Annotated in this window: 14 protein-coding genes; 9 read left to right on the forward strand and 5 right to left on the reverse strand. The window is 34.3% G+C overall.

Annotated features, from left to right (window positions below; translation table 11 throughout):
• Positions 1-529: 529 nt before the first annotated feature.
• Together ABD816_RS06365 and ABD816_RS06370 are read left to right on the forward strand one after the other, a co-directional pair.
• On the forward strand, positions 530-5,668 hold the full coding sequence (locus tag ABD816_RS06365) for a chondroitinase-B domain-containing protein (RefSeq protein WP_344925696.1): 5,139 nt from the start codon (positions 530-532) through the stop codon (positions 5,666-5,668).
• A 158-nt stretch (positions 5,669-5,826) separates the two neighbouring features.
• Positions 5,827-8,382 carry a chondroitinase-B domain-containing protein gene (locus ABD816_RS06370; protein ID WP_344925698.1) on the forward strand — a complete coding sequence of 852 codons (2,556 nt, stop codon included), beginning with the start codon at positions 5,827-5,829 and terminating at the stop codon, positions 8,380-8,382.
• Between the two features lie 112 nt (positions 8,383-8,494).
• On the opposite strand, the gene ABD816_RS06375 is transcribed toward ABD816_RS06370, so the two are convergent.
• The 4 genes from ABD816_RS06375 to ABD816_RS06390 all read right to left on the reverse strand — a co-directional run bounded on the left by ABD816_RS06375 (position 8,495) and on the right by ABD816_RS06390 (position 10,781).
• Entirely contained in the window at positions 8,495-9,202 is a 708-nt protein-coding gene (locus tag ABD816_RS06375) for a VanW family protein (RefSeq protein ID WP_344925699.1), read from the reverse strand.
• Positions 9,199-9,873, reverse strand: a complete 675-nt coding sequence (locus ABD816_RS06380) for a class I SAM-dependent DNA methyltransferase (protein WP_344925700.1) — start codon at positions 9,871-9,873, stop codon at positions 9,199-9,201. Before ABD816_RS06380 ends, ABD816_RS06375 begins: the two co-directional genes overlap by 4 nt.
• A gap of 123 nt (positions 9,874-9,996) precedes the next feature.
• A complete protein-coding gene (locus ABD816_RS06385) occupies positions 9,997-10,230 on the reverse strand; it encodes a hypothetical protein (protein ID WP_344925702.1) in 234 nt (77 codons plus the stop codon).
• Positions 10,231-10,403: 173 nt separating this feature from the next.
• Complete coding sequence (locus ABD816_RS06390) at positions 10,404-10,781, reverse strand: hypothetical protein (protein ID WP_344925703.1); 378 nt, start codon at positions 10,779-10,781, stop codon at positions 10,404-10,406.
• A gap of 111 nt (positions 10,782-10,892) precedes the next feature.
• Here ABD816_RS06390 and ABD816_RS06395 point away from each other — a divergent pair, with 111 nt between their 5' ends.
• The 6 genes from ABD816_RS06395 (at position 10,893) to ABD816_RS06420 (ending at position 16,792) form a co-directional block, all read left to right on the forward strand.
• Positions 10,893-11,159, forward strand: a complete 267-nt coding sequence (locus ABD816_RS06395) for a hypothetical protein (protein ID WP_344925704.1) — start codon at positions 10,893-10,895, stop codon at positions 11,157-11,159.
• Positions 11,160-11,246: 87 nt separating this feature from the next.
• Positions 11,247-11,636, forward strand: a complete 390-nt coding sequence (locus ABD816_RS06400) for a group III truncated hemoglobin (RefSeq protein WP_344925705.1) — start codon at positions 11,247-11,249, stop codon at positions 11,634-11,636.
• Positions 11,637-11,727: 91 nt separating this feature from the next.
• The gene (locus tag ABD816_RS06405; protein WP_344925707.1) at positions 11,728-12,786 is read left to right on the forward strand and encodes a 3-oxoacyl-ACP synthase III family protein; all 1,059 of its coding nucleotides are present in this window, start codon (positions 11,728-11,730) and stop codon (positions 12,784-12,786) included.
• A gap of 97 nt (positions 12,787-12,883) precedes the next feature.
• Complete coding sequence (locus ABD816_RS06410) at positions 12,884-13,405, forward strand: class I SAM-dependent methyltransferase (RefSeq protein ID WP_344925708.1); 522 nt, start codon at positions 12,884-12,886, stop codon at positions 13,403-13,405.
• Between the two features lie 97 nt (positions 13,406-13,502).
• The gene (locus ABD816_RS06415; protein ID WP_344925710.1) at positions 13,503-14,351 is read left to right on the forward strand and encodes a glycosyltransferase family 2 protein; all 849 of its coding nucleotides are present in this window, start codon (positions 13,503-13,505) and stop codon (positions 14,349-14,351) included.
• Positions 14,352-14,494: 143 nt separating this feature from the next.
• Positions 14,495-16,792: a chondroitinase-B domain-containing protein gene (locus ABD816_RS06420; protein ID WP_344925711.1), complete on the forward strand. Its 2,298-nt coding sequence runs from the start codon at positions 14,495-14,497 to the stop codon at positions 16,790-16,792.
• 515 nt (positions 16,793-17,307) lie between these two features.
• On the opposite strand, the gene ABD816_RS06425 is transcribed toward ABD816_RS06420, so the two are convergent.
• Positions 17,308-18,186, reverse strand: a complete 879-nt coding sequence (locus ABD816_RS06425) for a LysR family transcriptional regulator (RefSeq protein ID WP_344925712.1) — start codon at positions 18,184-18,186, stop codon at positions 17,308-17,310.
• An 82-nt stretch (positions 18,187-18,268) separates the two neighbouring features.
• Between ABD816_RS06425 and hutH the strand changes: the two genes are divergently transcribed.
• The gene (gene hutH, locus ABD816_RS06430) at positions 18,269-19,846 is read left to right on the forward strand and encodes a histidine ammonia-lyase (protein WP_344925714.1); all 1,578 of its coding nucleotides are present in this window, start codon (positions 18,269-18,271) and stop codon (positions 19,844-19,846) included.
• Positions 19,847-19,915: the final 69 nt, after the last annotated feature.

Here is a 19,915-nt window from a genome sequence, read left to right on the forward strand (position 1 = left end):
GTCAACCAAATAATTACAATGGTTTCATTTTTAATTTTCACAAAAAAGATGATCAATAATATTTCAATCACAAAATGATAAAATTTTAAAAAATACCTCAAATTTTAACAAATGCCCAGATCCCTTAAAAACAGGGATAAAGATTAATTGTAAAACAACAAAACTACTATCGAAGAATAGTAAAACCGTAAGAAATCGGTTTCTGATTGCCAGTAATTCAATATTTTACAAAAAATTATGTATATTGGTCAACCAATTTATAAAATTATTGTAGAAATCTTATTTTATTGTTAAATTATGTTAATGACTTAATAAACCGAATTAGTAAATACAAGCAAATGATCTCCCATAATTATATAAATAAATAAACGATTCAATTAGAAATATAAGTAAAAACGACTTTTCACAAAAACCGAAATATTACACAAATCAATTAACATGAATGCCTGGAAAAAAGAATCTAACTCACGCACACTAAAGATTCATTTGATAAGGGCTTTAACTAACTAATCTTAACACAAATTAAAAAATGAAAAACTCTCACACTTCTCTAAGTGGGGCTAATTATGTGTCAGACACATGCACATGTACCTTCCTATTAAAAAGGATTAAAAAAAAGACAATCTCATTCAGCTTAATAATAGCAGCTCTTTTAATTTCTCCGCAAATTTTCGCAACAGATTACACCGTCAATTCTGCTGATGAATTCAATGATTTAAGTCTCTCTCCTGGTGATGTAGTAACCTGGGAAAATGGAAATTATTCTGATCAGGAAATAAATTTCAGTAACGGTAATGGAACTGCATCCAATCCAATAATATTACAAGCTGAAACTCCAGGAGGCGTAATTTTTGGAGGGTCTTCTACCGTTCTAATAGCCGCAGATTATGTTATTATCGATGGATTTTATTGGAAAGATGGCGAAGGAGCAAACAACCATGTCCAATTTAGAAATGGAAGTTCTTATGCAAATAATTCTACCATCAGAAATTGTGCATTTAACGATTTAGGTGAAAGTGGAACTGATAAGCATCGATGGATTGTTTTGTACGGAACCAATAATATAGTCGAAAACTGTTCCTTTTTTAATAAGAGAAGCCCTGGAGCTCTTATTTTAGTAGAGCTGGAATATAATGATTTCAATCCGGTAGGGCACATTATAAGAAATAACTACTTTTATAATTATGTAGCAAGACCTGATGGAGAAACCCATGCAGGTGATAGCGAAACTATCCGGGTAGGTACTAGTGAATATCAAGACAAAAGCGCTAGTGTGCTTGTAGAAAACAATTATTTTCAAGAGGCTGATGGTGAAAATGAAATTATTACAAACAAGAGTGCTAATAATACTTATAAACACAATACATTTCGTAATTGCCATGGTTCCTTAGTTCTACGACATGGTGCAAATGCTTGGGTGGAAGGAAATTTTTTCTTAGGAGAAAACAAAGAAGGTTCAGGAGGTATTCGTGTGACGGATAGCTACCATACAATCATCAATAATTACATGCAGGGATTAAATAACGCTGATGATATATGGAATAACGGAATCACACTAGTCGGAGGATCAGATGCTTCAGGTGGTACAGGAAACGGATATCAGCGAGTTGATGATATATTGGTAGCATTTAATACCATTTATAATGCAGACGATCCGCTTTTCTATAATGACAGGTCTTCGTATGATCCTACAGGGGTATTCGCTTATAACCTTGTGTATAGTACTAACGGAACCTTAGTTTCTGGTGATATCTCCGGTACAGGACAAGGCATGACATATGTAGGAAACATATTTGGAGGTTCTGATTTAGGACTTTCTGATTCAGGATTTACAGAAGCAGATGCCAATTTTTCTGCCAGTGGTGAAATTTTTAAACCAAGCAGTTCTGGCGTTGCCGCAAATGCAGCCGGAAGCTCATATAATTCTGTGGTAGGTTTTGATATTGAAGGTCGTACAAGACCTGGAAGTAATATGGATGTTGGCGCACACGAAATTTCGGGAGGAAGTGGAAGTGTCATATATGGTCCGATTACAGATAGTCAGGTAGGCGATATTGTAGGAGCTTGTTTTCTTGATGCCTATGCATCACCCCTCAGTGAATGTGGAGCAACTAACACAAATTTATTAACAGTAACCGCTGTATCTGAATTTTCTGCAGCAGCACAATCTAAATCGGTATCTATAACTTCTAATGTAGATTGGACTGTTACTGATAATCAAAGTTGGATTTCAATAACACCAACCAGTGGATCTAATGATGGAACGATTTCTATTACAACTACTGAAAACACAAGCACTTCCGAAAGAAACGGAACGGTAACTGTTTCTGGTGGAGGTATATCAAGAACTATTAATATTACGCAAACAGGACAAACGATTACCAATCCAGAAGATTGTACAGAAGGAACAAACCTATCTCTTTCTTCTTCAATCGATAATTATAGTACACAAGAAAACACAACCAATACGGTAACCAATATACTGGATGAAAATACCTCTAACAGATGGTCGGCTAGTGGGTTTCCTCAGTATGCAGTTATTGATCTGGGTGGAGAATACGATGTAAATGAAATCAATCTGGCTCCATATGAAGATCGAGCCTATCAGTTTATAGTAGAAGGATCTGCCAACTCTGCTACTTCAGGATTCTCAACGTTAATCGACGCTACTGAAAACACAAACGGTGGAAGTGTTATTAACAGAAGCTTTGATTCACAATCTGTACGCTATGTAAAATTAACTATCACAGGAGCATCCGGATATGATGGTAGCTGGTCTTCTATTCATTCGTTTGAGATATTATGCGCAGGTAATACGACGACGCCTGATGAATTAACTGTTTCCTCTGTAAGTGATTTTAATGCTGAAGGTCAATCCAGATCCGTCACTATTACCTCTAATGTAGATTGGACTGTTACTGATAATCAAAGTTGGATTTCAATAACACCAACCAGTGGATCTAATGATGGAACGATTTCTATTACAACTACTGAAAACACAAGCACTTCCGAAAGAAACGGAACGGTAACTGTTTCTGGTGGAGGTATATCAAGAACTATTAATATTACGCAAACAGGACAAACGATTACCAATCCAGAAGATTGTACAGAAGGAACAAACCTATCTCTTTCTTCTTCAATCGATAATTATAGTACACAAGAAAACACAACCAATACGGTAACCAATATACTGGATGAAAATACCTCTAACAGATGGTCGGCTAGTGGGTTTCCTCAGTATGCAGTTATTGATCTGGGTGGAGAATACGATGTAAATGAAATCAATCTGGCTCCATATGAAGATCGAGCCTATCAGTTTATAGTAGAAGGATCTGCCAACTCTGCTACTTCAGGATTCTCAACGTTAATCGACGCTACTGAAAACACAAACGGTGGAAGTGTTATTAACAGAAGCTTTGATTCACAATCTGTACGCTATGTAAAATTAACTATCACAGGAGCATCCGGATATGATGGCACGTGGTCTTCTATTCATTCGTTTGAGGTATTATGCGCAGGTAATACGACCACGCCTGATGAATTAACTGTTTCCTCTGTAAATGATTTTGATTCAAAAGGCACTACGCTAACCGCTATTATTTCTTCTAATGTAGCTTGGCAAGCTACGAATACAGCTAGTTGGATATCAATTTCACCCGCTAGTGGATCTAATAACGGTACCATATCCATCTCTGCTTTGGAGAATACAACTACTTCTGAAAGAACAGCCACTATACTTGTTTCTGGTGGAGGTATATCTAGAACCATCGCAATTACACAACAAGGAGCTTCCTCAATTTCTACGGAGTGTACAGAAGGAACCATTCTAAGTACTAACGGAGATATTAATGATTTTAGTACTGAACAAAATTCTACAAATGGTGTCGCTAATCTTATAGATGGAAACACAACGGATAATAGGTGGTCTGCAGAAAATTACCCACAGTATGCGGTTATCGATCTGGGTGCATCGTATGCTGTTGATCAAATCAATCTATACCCATATGAAAGCAGAGCATATCAATTTTTAGTAGAAGGATCTACCACATCAGCCGATTCAGGATTTTCAACATTGACAGATGCTACTGATAATGCTTCCGGGAGCACCGTTATAAATAAAAGTTTCGACACTCAGAATGTTCGATATATAAGACTTACAGTTACAGGGGCTTCTGATTATACCGGTTCATGGATTTCTATTAGAGAATTTGAGGTCATTTGTGCTGGTGGCTCAACCCCTACTACAGATATATTATCAGTATCATCAATAGGTACATTTGATTCTGATGATAGTTCACAGACGGTAAATGTAACGTCAAATATTGATTGGACAGTTGCCGAAGATATTTCTTGGGTTTCTATTGATAGGACAAATGGTTCTAATAATGGTTCTTTTAATATTAGCGTTAGTGAGAATACATCTGTGAATAGTAGGACAGCTATTGTAACCGTCAATGCAGATGGCTTGTCACGAGAAATAAACGTGAGTCAAAATGGAACTTCTTCAAATACTGATTTAGATCCAAGATTAGCACCTTCAGAAAACTTCGATTTATCAAATTGGAATATAAACGTACCTATAGATAGAGGTGATGGAATATCTACAAATATCAGCGTAGTACAATTGAATAATAAATATGAACTAATGAACGTAGAAGGCAGAGATTATTTTTTTACAGGTCCTGATGGCGGAATGGTTTTTATAAATTATCCAAAAGATGCTCCAAAAACTTCTACCAGAACTTCATATACCAGAACTGAATTGAGAGAGTTGCTTACTGGTGATAGCCCTAGTGCTAGTAACCCGGCTAATAACTGGTATTTTAGTTCTTCTGATGAGATACCAGAAGAAGCAGGTGGCATTGATGGAGTTTTAACAGCTACTTTAGCTGTGAATCACGTTACTACAGATGGTAACAGTAATCATAAAGGTCGAGTTATTGTAGGTCAAATTCATGCTAGTAGTAATGAACCTAACAGATTATATTATCATAAATTACCTGAACATGATAAGGGTGCTATATATGTTGTTCATGAAGATTTTAGCGGAGACGAAACATATTACAATATTATTGGAAATTATATTGAAGATGAAAGCGATTCGGGTAGCCTTAATGATGAAATAACAGAACCGTCTGATGGTATTGAATTGAACGAGCGATTCTCCTATAAAATTGAAGTCGTAGGGAATGATCAGTGGGTCACTATATCGAGGGATGGTAAAGATGATGTTGTAAAATATATTAATATGGACGGTAGTGATTATGAAAATGATTGGATGTATTTTAAAGCAGGAGTTTATTCTCAAAACAATACAACAGACATTGATAATGATTATGATCAAGCAACTTTCTACGCTTTAAACCAATCGCACGGCAGTATCGACAAATCTATCAATACTGATAAAAATGACAATGCGTACAATATTAAAATTTTTCCAACGCAATTTAATACTGATTTGACAGTTACTTTTTCTTCTAGTCTGGAAGAGATAGGAAGTCTCAAAATAATTGATCTGGCTGGCAGAATAGTAGCTGAAGATCACCAATTAAAATCAGGAGACAAAATTAATATTGCTGGTAATTTACAGGCTGGTATGTATATGGTTCAATTAAGAGATTCTTACGGTAAAATCCTAACATCTCAAAAAGTTATTAAATCAAATTAAAAAACTACAGGGCAGAAGTTCTGTTAATAAAACCTCTGCCCTTTTATTTATACTTTTCAAAATTTGAATCTGATACTATAAAAAAGGATTTCTTTTTTGAATCGAAAATGCACATAGTTTCATCGTCGTTTTAATTACTAATTTTAAAAACTTTTTTAATGAAAAATTTTTACACATCTCTAAATAGAGGTGATCACACAAAAATTGATCCCCTTCTAACGAAATCGAAAAAAAACGGGATTATAAACCCATTAAAAAAGCTGATTCAGTTTAGCATATTAGGATGCATACTTCTCACAATTACACCAATAGTAGCTGCAGAATACACGGTAAGTTCTGCGGAAGAGTTTAATAATTTAAATCTGGTTGCAGGTGATGTAGTTACCTGGACAGATGGAATCTACACGGATCAAACGATTAATTTTATCAATGCTACAGGAACTTCCACGAATCCAATCATACTAAAAGCTCAAACTCCCGGTGGAGTCATCTTTACAGGAACCTCTAAACTATTCTTTTTTGGCAGCTATCTAATTGTAGATGGTTTTTACTGGAAAGAAGGAAACGGCACCAGTGATCATATACAGTTCCGACGTAATGGCTCAAACACCGATTTTGGTACCAATTGTATTATTAGAAATTGTGCGTTTAATAACCTTTTTACTATAGAACCCGAAAAAAGTAGATGGATTGTATTACACGGTACCAATAATGTAGTAGAAAACTGCTCTTTTATTAATAAATTAAGTGCAGGTGCTGTCATTCTCGTAGAATTAGCATACCAGGGAAGTACGATTGCAGGACACATTATACAAAATAATTATTTTTACAATATTACTCCAAAAGATGCTTTCTCTACTAATTCCGGCGACTGCGAAGCTATTAGGATTGGAGTTAGTGAATTCCAATCACTGAACGCAAGTGTTCTGGTAGAAAATAATTATTTTCAGGCAGCAGATGGAGAAAATGAAATCATCACTAATAAAAGTGCTAATAATATTTTTAAACGCAATACTTTCCGAAATTGCAGAGGATCTCTTGTATTAAGACACGGGGCAGGTGCCTTAGTAGAAGGCAACTTTTTCTTAGGAGAAGGCAAAGCTAAATCAGGAGGAATTCGTGTGACGGATAGAGATCATGTAATCATCAATAATTACATGCAAGGATTGAGTAATGACGGTGATATCTGGAACAATGGAATCACTTTAGTGGGAGGAGGAGAATCTTCTGGTGGAAGTGGTAATGGCTATCAGAATGTGGATAACGTATTAATTGCTTTTAATACTATTTACAACAGTGACGATCCTTTTCACTACAATGACAGAAACTCTTATGATCCTACGGGTACCATTGCATATAACTTAGTATATAGTGTGAATAGTACTGACATTGTAACAGGGGATATATCTGGTACAGGTCAGGGTATGACTTATGTAGGTAATATTTTTGGTGGGACAACGGTTGGAATTACAGATCCAGGGATTACCGAGGCAGATGCCGAATTTTCTGCCAATGGAGAAATTTTTACTCCAAGTGCTACCGGAGCAGCAGCAGATGCCGCCGGAAACACCTATAGTTCAACTGTTGATTTTGATATTGAGGGACTGATACGTCCTGATACAAATATGGATGTAGGGGCACACGAAGTATCCGGAGGTACAGGAAGTATATTTTATGCTCCAATCACAGATAGCCAGATAGGTAATGATATAGGATGTCCCTTTCTGGACACAGATGACATCAACGGTTCTTCTGATAATATCTCGCTCTCAGGAATATCCAGCTTTGCCGCTATTGGCGGAACATTGACAACCAATGTAACGGCTAATATAGCATGGAGTGCCAGTATCGATAATAATCCTACTTGGGTAAGTCTGAGCAATACATCAGGTACTAATAATGGCACTATTGATATAACAACCATAGAAAATACAGATACTACAAGCAGAACAGCGACATTAACCGTTACTGGCGGTGATATCACAAGAACATTAACTATCACTCAGGAAGCAGCAGATCCCACCGCAGGATTAAATCTAATTAATACCGGAACTAATGGAAACCCTGTGTCAGTATTCACCAACACAGAACAAACAGGTAATGAAGCGGTTAATACACTAGATAAAAATTTTGATACCAGATGGTCTGGTTTTGGTCTTGAAGCCGAAGTGATTTACGACTTAGGAAATACCTATTTTTTAGATATTATTAATATTGCTACACTAGAAAATAAGACATATCTATATGAAATTTTAGTCTCTACAGATGGAAACACGTTTACTTCAATTTCTGATGTCTCCAGTAATACAACAGGTGATTTTGAAAGCTATCCTGTAAATGCCGCAGCATCTCATATCAAAATCATAGGAGGTGGCCAGCCCGGAGGTACTGACTGGAATAGTATAACAGAAATAGAGTTCTATGGAGAATTGAATAATCAATTATCTGTTGAAGAATATAATGCAGTGTCACAATCTGGAATTACAACGTATCCTAACCCTGTGAATAATCAACTTACTATACTAAGACAAAACCTCAGTTTTAATGAAATTAATTTCTTTAGTATAGATGGTAAAAGAATATTTTCTAAAACATTAAATAAAACGGATCTTGAATCCAAAATAAATGTTTCTTCTTTAGCAAAAGGATTATACTTAATGAACATTTCTAATGGTTCTCAAAGGATCATGAAAAGAGTAATTATCAGTCGATAGACACAAGTTAAATTACATGCAAAAAGGGTGAAATCTTTCTGATTTCACCCTTTTTAGCTTTTATTCTTCTATTGTGAGCAATCGTTTTATGAGAACAGAAACAAAATCGGGATTATGGTTTTTTATACTCTGATACTGCCAATAGTTTTTCATTTCCATCTCTTGTAACTACTTTGATTCTGGAATTTGATGATTCTCGTTCAAAATACACATCTTTCTTGTGAATGTTTTCAGGACTTAACAAAAATACCTTTAATGATTCATTGGTAATTTCAAAAGCAAAGGAAATTGCAAAACTATAGGTGTTCAGAATCCTCAAATCTTTATACCCATATACTACTGCTGCATCAGCGCCTAACGGTGTATATCGAGAATCTTCTGTATACAAATCCAGTGAATGATTAAATCGCTCCAGAATATCTAAATCAGTAAGTAATGCACTATGATAAATAATTCCTGCTAATTGACAAAGACCTCCTCCGTAATCCTCTTGCAACACTCCCTGAACAATATTTCGGCTTTTTCTAAAACCATTTGCTGCGCTCGCTTTCCCTACAATATTCCAAAAAGAAAATAATTGCCCAGGCTTTATAGTTATTTTATTAATTTTTTCTGAAGCTATTCGAATATTCTCTATCTTATTTTCTGTAGAATCCGTTTTTTTGATTTCTTGCTTTATAGTTATTTTATGAACAAACGTATCACTTTTTCTACCCGATGATGCAAACCTAAAAAGATTTCCTTTTATTAAATCAGCACACCATCTCATCATAAGACGTATTTGCAACCGCAGACCTTTAGATAGTATTTTTTTTTTCATCTTTTTTCTAATTCAAAAAGCAAATAAGAGCTATATTCCTTTAAAAATGATGTGCATAAAGCATTATCCAATACAGCAGTTTTATTTCTTAGTTTTACAGGAACCCTGTGAATTGGAAGGAATAAAATCCCGTAATAGTTCAATATATTCCATTTTGTATCGCACAATTCTTTAATCTCAGTAACCGAAAGATGATTTGCTCCATGCCAACCTTGAGTCTTATAGCCCACAAAATTTCTTCGTTTTTTAGATGGAATATCAAAGAGCAGCTTCCCTCCTTTTCTTAATATTCTATAGGCCTCATCAAGAATACCACCCATAGTAGCCTTATCTAAATGCATAAATACATGAAATGAAATTATTATATCAAAACTACAATCATCAAAATGAGTATCCGTAGCGCTTTCATTAAATAATTGTTTTGTAGGATATTTTGCTTTTGCTATACGTATCATTTTTGAACTTATATCTACCCCATAATCTGCAAATTCCAGAAATCTTCCAGTCCCACACCCAATATCTAATATGTTTTTACTCTGTACTCCTTTTAGTAATCTATTCAGAATACTTCGCTCCTGTTGATCTATAAAAGCTCCGTAGGTATTCTTAAATCTGGAACTATCATAGGTATCAGCAATATCATTATAATAGTCAGTAACTTTTTGATTCATTTATTTATACTATAGTGGATATATTAAACAATATAATTTAGACATGTTGATCAATCAAAAAAGGATTTCCATCAGAATCCATAACTACAAAACTTGCAGGTCGTGAGATACCTTTCATCAGCTTCAGACTCTAAAACAACCCCCTTTATCTTTAAGCTGCCGTTGTATACTCCTTATATCATCAAAAGGTGTAATTAAATCTGCGTTTTCATCCCAACCAGAATTAAAAGTCAAAATATTAATATCAAACATATCTTGAAATAAACCAATAAGTGCAGTATCATTTTTGATAATAAGGTAATTCATTTCCACGTCACCTGGTAGTACTGTAAAACCTAAATTTTCGTAAAATCGCAAGGAAACCTATAAATCTTTAACACTAAGACTTACTGAAAATGCACATAACTTCATTGTCCTATTAATTTATTTCTAAATTAAAAAGATACAAAATTTAATATAATCAGCATTAAAAACAAAAAAAGGTTTAAAACTCTTGTTCTAAACCTTCTACACAATATAAAATCTTAATTCTATGTATCCTGATCTGTTTTATCCTTATCATCTTGGACAGCCTTTGCTATTTTTTCTACGACTTCTTTATCTTCCAGATACTTCAATAAAGCTGCTTTAAAATAATCTCTTCTGCCATAGAACACTCCTGATTCATTTACAATATAACCTTCTTTATACATATCCCCTTCTCCAGTCACTAACCAAGTTGGGTTTAGTTCTGCATACAATTCTATAATTTTTTCTATAAAATCTCCTCCAATATTACTATTTGCTGATTGTAATCTGTGTAAATATCCCGCACTAGCACCTATAGAAAGGCTGAAGCTTCGCAAACTCACTCCTAAATGAGTGGCAAAAACAATCACTCTATCTATTATTTTATCTTTTTTATCCAAAATAGTAAGTATTATTTGTATTTATCCAATATTTTGCATAATATTGTATAACGAAACGATAACGCTTTGTTCACAAATATAATTATACTGATAACATTAACCAACTTATTTATGATCACAACTGAAGAACGCGCCGCTATTTTAAAAGTTATCGGAACCAAACATTTAAAAAAAATACAAGCGTATCTATCACAAAACAAAATTTTTAACCAAAACAAAAAACCATATTCTAAGACAGTAATCTCCTATATTGTTTCCGGAGAACGAGAAAACGAAATTATTGAGAATGCTATTTTTGCTTATGCTCATCAGAAGATGATAGAAAACGAAAAGCAACAAGAACTTCGTGATCTATTAGTATCGAAACAAAAATCATAACCCCGTAGCCCAGAGCCGATGTCTTGTCAAAATACCTAGTCATATAATTTGTTTAATTTTATAGATTAATAACAAGTACAAGGTATTTTGAACAAGAATCGCAATGAGCAATTAAGAGATATTATTACTAAAGAAGATATAGAATATCTTATACGTTTATTTTATAGTAAAGCTCTAAAAGATCCAATAATTGGAGTATTCTTTACTGAAATAGCACAAATCAATCTAGAAGATCATATTCCTCATATTACTAGTTTCTGGGAACAACAGTTATTCTACACAGGTGATTATAAGAAAAATGTTCTCCAAATCCATAAAGATCTACACGTAAAGAAGATATTAGATAAAACACATTTTGATACCTGGTTATCTTTATTTAATACTACAATTGACAGTAACTTTAGCGGAAAAAACGCTGACCTTATGAAAACAAGAGCGCGCTCTATTGCAACGGTTATACAAATAAAGATCAGGTAATATTCTCGGTAGGCATCGTAAAATTTAATATGCACGCATAACACCTACCTTTCTTACTCCTATCTTACCTCCTGTAACTAACTAAAAAAACATGAACATTAAAATAACAGGGACTGGTAGCTATATTCCTTCTGAGATACGAAAAAACCAAGACTTTATAAACCATCAATTTTTAAATACAGATGGTTCCCTCATAGCACATCCTACTCCTGTTATTATTGAGAAGTTTAAAAAAATCACTGGTATTGAAGAGCGTAGATATGCTGCAAATCAATATAAAACATCTGATTTGGCATTTTTTGCTGCAGAAAAAGCTATTAAGGATGCTAAGATAGATCCAGAAAAATTAGATTATCTCATCGTAGCTCAAAATTTTGGTGATGTTGGCACCAATTCTACACAAGGAGACGCTGTACCTAGTATTGCTTCCAGAGTAAAACACAAACTAAAAATTAAAAATCCTTTTTGTGTTGCTTATGATGTATTATTTGGATGTCCCGGCTGGATAGAAGGAATGACACAAGCCTATTCGTTTATTAAGAGTGGTATGGCGTCAAAATGCCTTATAATTGGAGCAGAAACTTTATCAAGAGTAACAGATCCCTATGATCGCGACTCTATGATTTACGCGGACGGAGCAGGTGCAGCAATCGTTGAAAACACAGAAAACGGTGGCGGAATCATTTCTTCTATAAGTGCATCATATACACTGGAAGAAGCTAATTTTTTGTTTTTTGGAAAAACCTATCATCATACATCAGAAGATACTAACATGTATATAAAAATGTATGGTCGAAAAATATATGAATTTGCGCTTAGCCAAGTGCCAAAAGCTATGAAAGCTTGTCTGGATAAAGGAGCTATCCCCATTAAGAATATTAAGAAAATACTCATCCATCAGGCAAATGAAAAAATGGATGATGCTATTGTAACACGATTTTATGAACTCTATGATATGGCAGTACCAGAAGGTATTATGCCTATGACTATTCAAAAATTAGGAAACAGTAGTGTTGCAACCATACCTACTCTCTATGATCTCATTATAAAAGGTAAGGTGCACGGCCAATCTTTTCAATCCGGAGATATACTGCTTTTTGCCAGCGTGGGAGCAGGAATGAACATCAATGCCTTTTTGTATGAATATTGAGATGAAATAAAAAAAATCTCATCTATAAAGAAACTACTCTGAGTATTTGTATATTTTTACAAGGTATAAAGTAGATCAAACAGTAATCCATTCATTCATGTACGAAGGAACTTTTCCTCATAAACGCTATAAAGAAACATTAGAATTTATTAGAGCACATGTTCCTGCTCCTGCCTCTATTTTAGATCTGGGGGTTCGCAATCCTTTTGTAGAGTTCTTAGAGAAAGAAGGATATACTGTAAATAATACCTCTGGCGAAGATCTAGATTTAGAAACTGAAGCAGTTCGCATTACTGACGCAGAGGTAGTAACGGCTTTCGAAATTTTTGAACATCTTATCGCTCCTTTTAATGTATTAAGTGATATTACGGCTACTAAATTAGTAGCTTCTATACCTCTTAGATTATGGTTCTCCTCTGCATATAGAAGTAAAACCGATCCATGGGATCGTCATTATCACGAATTTGAGGATTGGCAATTCGACTGGTTACTGGAAAAAGCAGGTTGGGAAATTAAAGCACGAAAAAAATGGACTCATCCTATCAAAAAAATTGGTTTCCGTCCTTTATTACGATATTTTACTCCCAGATACTATATCATATATGCAGAGAGAAGATGAAAAATCTCAAAACTATAAAAAATTATACGGTATACTGTAGGATGTTTTAAACACGAACTAAAACTTGCACCCTTAACCTAAAATAAGAATTCATCAAGTGGATATTTATATTGTTATACCAGCACATAATGAGGAACAGCTTATCACTGGCACATTAAATTCGCTGGTTACTCAAACAATACTGCCTAAAAAAATAGTAGTTGTCAATGATAACTCTACAGATCAAACAAAAAATATAGTTACGCAGTTTACAGAAAAATACGATTTTATATCTTTAGTAAACACGAATTCATCTACAGATCATATGCCAGGTAGTAAGGTGATCAATGCTTTTTATCAAGGATATAATACACTGGATACCAATTATGATATTATTTGCAAATTTGATGCGGATCTCATTTTCCCCAATAACTATCTGGAACAAATAATCACTCATTTTAGCACTTCCAAAAAAGTAGGAATGGCTGGTGGGTTTTGCTATATACAAAAAGATCAGAAGTGGATATTAGAAAACCTAACTAATAAAGATCATATACGTGGTGCTTTAAAAGCATATCGTAAAACCTGTTTTTTAGACATTGGTGGGTTGAAACCCCATATGGGATGGGACACTTTAGATGAATTACTAGCACAATATCATCATTGGGAAATTAAGACAGATACAACCTTACAAGTAAAACATCTGAAACCCACAGGAAATACCTATAACCCAAAAGCAAAATATAAACAAGGAGAGGCATTCTATCGAATACGCTACGGTTTTATAATTACTCTTATTGCCTCTATAAAACTAGCCTTACTTAAGAAAAAGCCACAACTAATCTATGATTATATTATAGGTTATATAAAGGCGAGGAAAGAAAAACAACCCTTTCTGGTTACGAAGTCTGAAGGCAAGTTTATACGTAAGCTACGTTGGAAAAAAATTAAACAAAAATTGAGTTGATCCACTTACACGAATAGCTTGGTTATTATAAAAATTACACCTAAATTGCGCGCGCACAACTTACAGGTATCCATTAAAAAAAGCATTGTACAATTTTTATTGAGCAATGGCAATAATCAATACAAACATTTCAATAAGTAAACATGAAAAAAAGTAACCTTTACAATTATCTACTAGTTGTAATATTAATGGTAAGTTCTTGTAAGAAAACAACCGATGAAAAACAAGCAGATAGCTCTGGTATCGTAAGTGATATCGAAGCGTTCAACAAGGCAATTGCAGCAGCAAAACCCGGAGATGAAATTATTCTTGGTAATGGTACCTGGACAGATGCACATTTTGTTTTTACTGCAGAAGGCACAAAAGAGGCTCCTATAACAATCAAAGCAGAGGAAAATGGGAAAGTAATTCTCTCGGGTAACACCTCTTTAAAAATTGGCGGAAAACATTTAGTAATTCAAGGACTTGTTTTTAATGATGGTTTCACAGAAGAAGATGCTTTAATTATTTTTAAGACAGATGACGGAAAACTAGCAGAAAACTGTAGGCTTACTGAGATTGCAATCGATCATTTTAATCCTAAAAACAGGTTTGACAAATCTGAGTGGATTCATGTACACGGTAAAAATAACCGAGTAGATCATAGCTATTTTGGAGGAAAATTAAATGCTGGAGTAACACTTGTCGTAAAATTAAACAACAAAAATAGCTTAGAAAACAATCACAGAATTGATCATAATCATTTTGGATACAGACCTAATCTAGGATCTAATGGAGGAGAGACTTTACGCGTAGGTGTTTCTACATATTCTCTTAGCCCTTCAAGAACTGTGATAGAAAACAATTATTTCGAACAATGTGATGGAGAGGTAGAAATCGTTTCTCTAAAGTCTAGTGATAATATTGCGCGTAACAATGTGTTTTTTGAATCAGCAGGTGTCTTAGCGCTAAGGCATGGAAATCGCAACCTCATAGAAAACAACTTTTTTATAGGTAATAACAAACCCGGTACCGGTGGAGTTCGTGTTATTAATAATGGACATACTATTAAGAATAATCATTTTCAGGAATTAAAAGGGAAACGTTTTTTTGGAGCGTTACCCGTAATGAACGGAGTACCTAACTCTTTGATCAATAGATACCATAGAGCAGAAGATACTGATATCGTAGGTAATAAATTCCTAAAGTGTGACCATATTCAATTTGGTGTAGGAGCTGATAATGAAAGAACAGATCCTCCTAGAGATATTCGTTTCACAGACAACACCTTTTACTACCCGGAGAGAAAACAAGTTTTTGAAGGGATTTCTGATTTTAGCACTTTTACTTTTACTAATAATGAAGTAGTGACTGCAGACGCTGGATTTACCAGAAAAGGTTTTACAAAAGCATCAATTTCTTTTACTAAAGATCCTGCTGATGGATTGTATAAAAATGAGAATTACAAGCCTACACTCCCGGTGACAAAAAAAGATGTAGGACCAAACTGGTATACCCCTCAACCAAAATATTATGAGATGGTTGGTGGAAATGCTAAGACAATCGAAGTTGCCAGCAATGATGAATTATTGGATGCTGTAAAAAAGGCAAACTCAGGAGATATAATTAATCTAAAGCCTGGAACTTATGTTTTTAAAGAACCTTTAGAACTGACCAAATCTCTTACCATTACTGCTCCTAAAAATGTTGATACTACGTTTTTTAAATACGAAAAAAACGAAAAACAAAAACCACTTATTGTGATTGAAAATGGAGGAAATCTAAATATCAGTGGAGTTACCTTTGATGGAAGATCCGAAAACGGAATTGCCTATGCAGGTATTACTACCTCATCAAAACCTATGATCGCTCATTATAAGTTAAAGGTGAATTCATGTATGTTCAAAAACTTTGACGCCAGTCGTAAAACAGCATTTAGAGCAGCCAAAAATACCTATGCAGATACTTTATCATTTAAAAACTGTAAATTCTTTAATATTTCTGGTAATGCTATTAGCCTTGATGGAGAAAATGAAGACAGAGGAAGATATAATGCAGAGTATGTAGAAATCGATAACTGTCATTTCCAAAAAGTAATGGGGAACGCTCTTGTGCTACTAAGAATGGGTAATGATGAGAGTACTACAGGACCTTATTTACGTTTAACTAATTCTACTTTTATTGATACCAATAATAAAGATTTAGGAAGTGTGGTGTTGCTATGGGGAGTACAAAAACTACATATTGACAACTTGTTATTCATCAATTCTGGAAGAGGCGGAAGAGCATTAAAATATGAAGATCCGGGATGGGCAGTAAGTACTATCGATAATATCAGTCTAATCAATGCTGGACGCATCGAAACCTTTGGAAAGCGAACCGGTGCTAATGTACAGATCGTAAAAACCGATAAACCACTAGAATACAAAGCAAAATATGCAGGATATGTACCTACTAAATAATGTAAGCTTTTAATACTTTCTGGTTTATTTAAAATATTTAACGACAAAACAGCCATTACTACGTGGCTGTTTTTTTTATTGCTAAATTTATTTTTAATACTTCCTACTAAGATGCTTAAGGGAAAAGATTGAAAAAAACAAGATTCCGCTTAAAAAAAACAAAAAAAGACTTTATAAAAAGATGATTATAATTTATAATAACAGCGGGATATTAGTACCAGTATATATAGGAGTTTCCTTAATAGTAACTACTCTTTTAAATAGAATATTAAAGCATTATATAGCTTTAGTATCAGCCTTAAATTACGACTCTCAAATCGTTATGGGTTTAGGACTCATTATCTCAGCCATTTGGACCTATGTTACAAGTGAAGATTATATAATCATAGATGGAGAAAAAGAATATATATGAATAACCACTTTTTTTATATTTCAATGAAATTGTGGAGTTATATATTATTGGGATTTGGAATATTAGCGATGATCAGTGGAATACTGGAAATAATTAATTAAAATTACCAAAATTTTCTAACCTGCTGTAATGCCGGATTACGATTATCTTCTTTCCAGATAACAGAAAGTGTAGTTTTTTGAGGTATGTTAGGTATTTCTAAAAATTTAACTCTCAGATCAAATCCGTGTTGCAAAGATGTAGGTACAATAGCTACTCCCAAACCACTTTCTACCAATTTAAAAATAGTTTGGGCGTGTACCGATTTATGAGAAACCTTTGGTGTAAAACCCTTGTCTTCACATATACTCATAATCATATCATAATACACATTACTATAATCTGATGAGAACAAAATAAAATCTTCCTCAGACACCTGATCAATACTTTTAAAATTAGAATTATGTAATAAATGATTCTCGGGCAATACCAGAGAAAAATTATCTGTCAATACCGTTTGCATTTTTAAACCCTCGGGTACTCTTGCTAACCTTACAAAACCAATATCCAGCTTATCTTTTTCTATCGCTTCGACCTGGTGATAATTAGACATCTCATCTAAGCTGGCATGGATATTAGGGAACTCTTGATTCATTCTGATCAAAAGATCAGGGACGACCGTTTGCATAGCAGAACCCAAAAAACCAATCCGTATTTCGCCCTCATATCCTTTTGCTATTAGACTCGTTTGCTTTACAGTAAAATCGATATGATTAAACAGATACGCTACTTCTCTTTTTAGATATTGCCCGGCAGCAGTTAACTCCACCTTCCTTTTAGTACGAATGAATAATGCTGTCCCTATAATTTCCTCCATTTGTTTGATTTGCCTGCTCAATCCAGGTTGAGAAATATATAAACGCTCTGCTGCTTTTCTAAAATGTAATTCCTCAGCTACCGCAAGAAAATAGGAAAAGTGACGTAATTCTAATTGATAACCCATAGTTATTAATAATTGACTTATTTAGTATTTATAATTATTAAATATATCCATTAATTTTGTAAACACACAAGCCTACCATAAAATGTCAAAAACAATAAAACATTTTTTATTTGGTGAAGGTCATCTCACTGCCGGAATAGCACTACAAATAGCTCGTGGAGAAATCCCGGGAATTATTTCTGAAGCTTCCCGTATCAAAATTAGAAAAAACAGGAAAGCCGTAGTGCATATTGTAGATAAAGGAGAAGCAGTGTACGGAATTAACACTGGTTTTGGTCCTTTATGCACTACAAAAATTTCCAAAGAGGAAACCAAAGTTCTTCAAACTAATATTTTACAAAGTCATAGCGTAGGCGTTGGAGAACCTATTGCTGAAGAAATAGCCAAATTGATGCTGATCCTAAAATTACAATCTTTGTGCAAAGGGTATTCTGGTATAGCAGAAACCACACTTGACAGAATACTATGGCACATCGATAATAATGCTATCCCAGTAGTTCCGTGTCAAGGTTCTGTAGGTGCATCAGGTGATCTGGCTCCCTTATCTCATCTGTTTTTACCATTAATTGGATTGGGTAAAGTTGAATACCAAGGATATACTATATCCACAGAGACATTATTTCAAAAAAAAGGATTACAAGCCATAACATTAGGTCCCAAAGAAGGGCTGGCATTAATAAACGGGACACAATTTATAGCCGCTCATGCAGTACAGGTAATTGCTAAACTATATAATTGTCTTTCTCAGGCTGATATTATTGGTACTATGATGATTGAGGGACTACAAGGATCTGTAAAACCCTTTTATAAAGAATTACACGAACTTCGCCCCTTTAAAGGCAATATTCATGTAGCCTCCAGAGTCAGAGCATTCTTAAAAGGATCAGAAATCAATGAAGATCATATTGATTGTAATCGGGTACAGGATCCCTACTCTTTGCGTTGTATTCCTCAAGTTCACGGCGCTTCCAGAAATGCGTGGTTACATCTCAAAGAATTGCTGGAAGTAGAATTAAATGCTGTAACAGACAATCCAATAATCATTGATGAAGAATTAACAATTAGTGGTGGCAATTTTCACGGACAGCCATTGGCTATTGCGTTAGATTATGCCTGCATTGCAGCTTCAGAATTAGGTAATATTTCGGATCGCAGAATATATCTTTCTTTAGAAGGCAACACAGGAGTACCTAAATTATTAATGAAACATACTGGGATTAACTCGGGATATATGATTTTGCAATATACCACTGCTGCATTGGCTAGTGAAAATAAAGGCTTGTGCTTTCCATCAAGCGCAGATAGCATACCTACTTCATTGGGACAAGAAGATCACGTAAGTATGGGGTCTATAGGAGCAAGAAAAGCACTAACGGTGATTGAAAATGTAGAAAAAATATTAGCGATTGAATTATTAACAGCAGCACAAGCTTTTGAATTCAGGAAACCAATGAAATCAGGTAAAATACTGGAAGAAATATATAAAACTGTAAGAGCTAATGTTTCCTTTGCTACTAAAGACAGAGTCTTTGCAATTGATATCGAGAAGGGAATCGAGATGATTAAGAATCAAACAATTATCAAAGTAGTTGAAGAAGTTATTAAAAAAGAGAAATTAGCACTAGACATTGAATTTTTAGATGAATTTGAATCTTATTAGCTCTAAAATCCTGATGCCTAAGGGCAATTAACGACCTAAAAGATTTTAAAAACCAATCAGGTCTGAATA

Source organism: Aquimarina addita (genome assembly GCF_039539305.1).
In the GTDB taxonomy this organism is placed as follows: domain Bacteria; phylum Bacteroidota; class Bacteroidia; order Flavobacteriales; family Flavobacteriaceae; genus Aquimarina; species Aquimarina addita.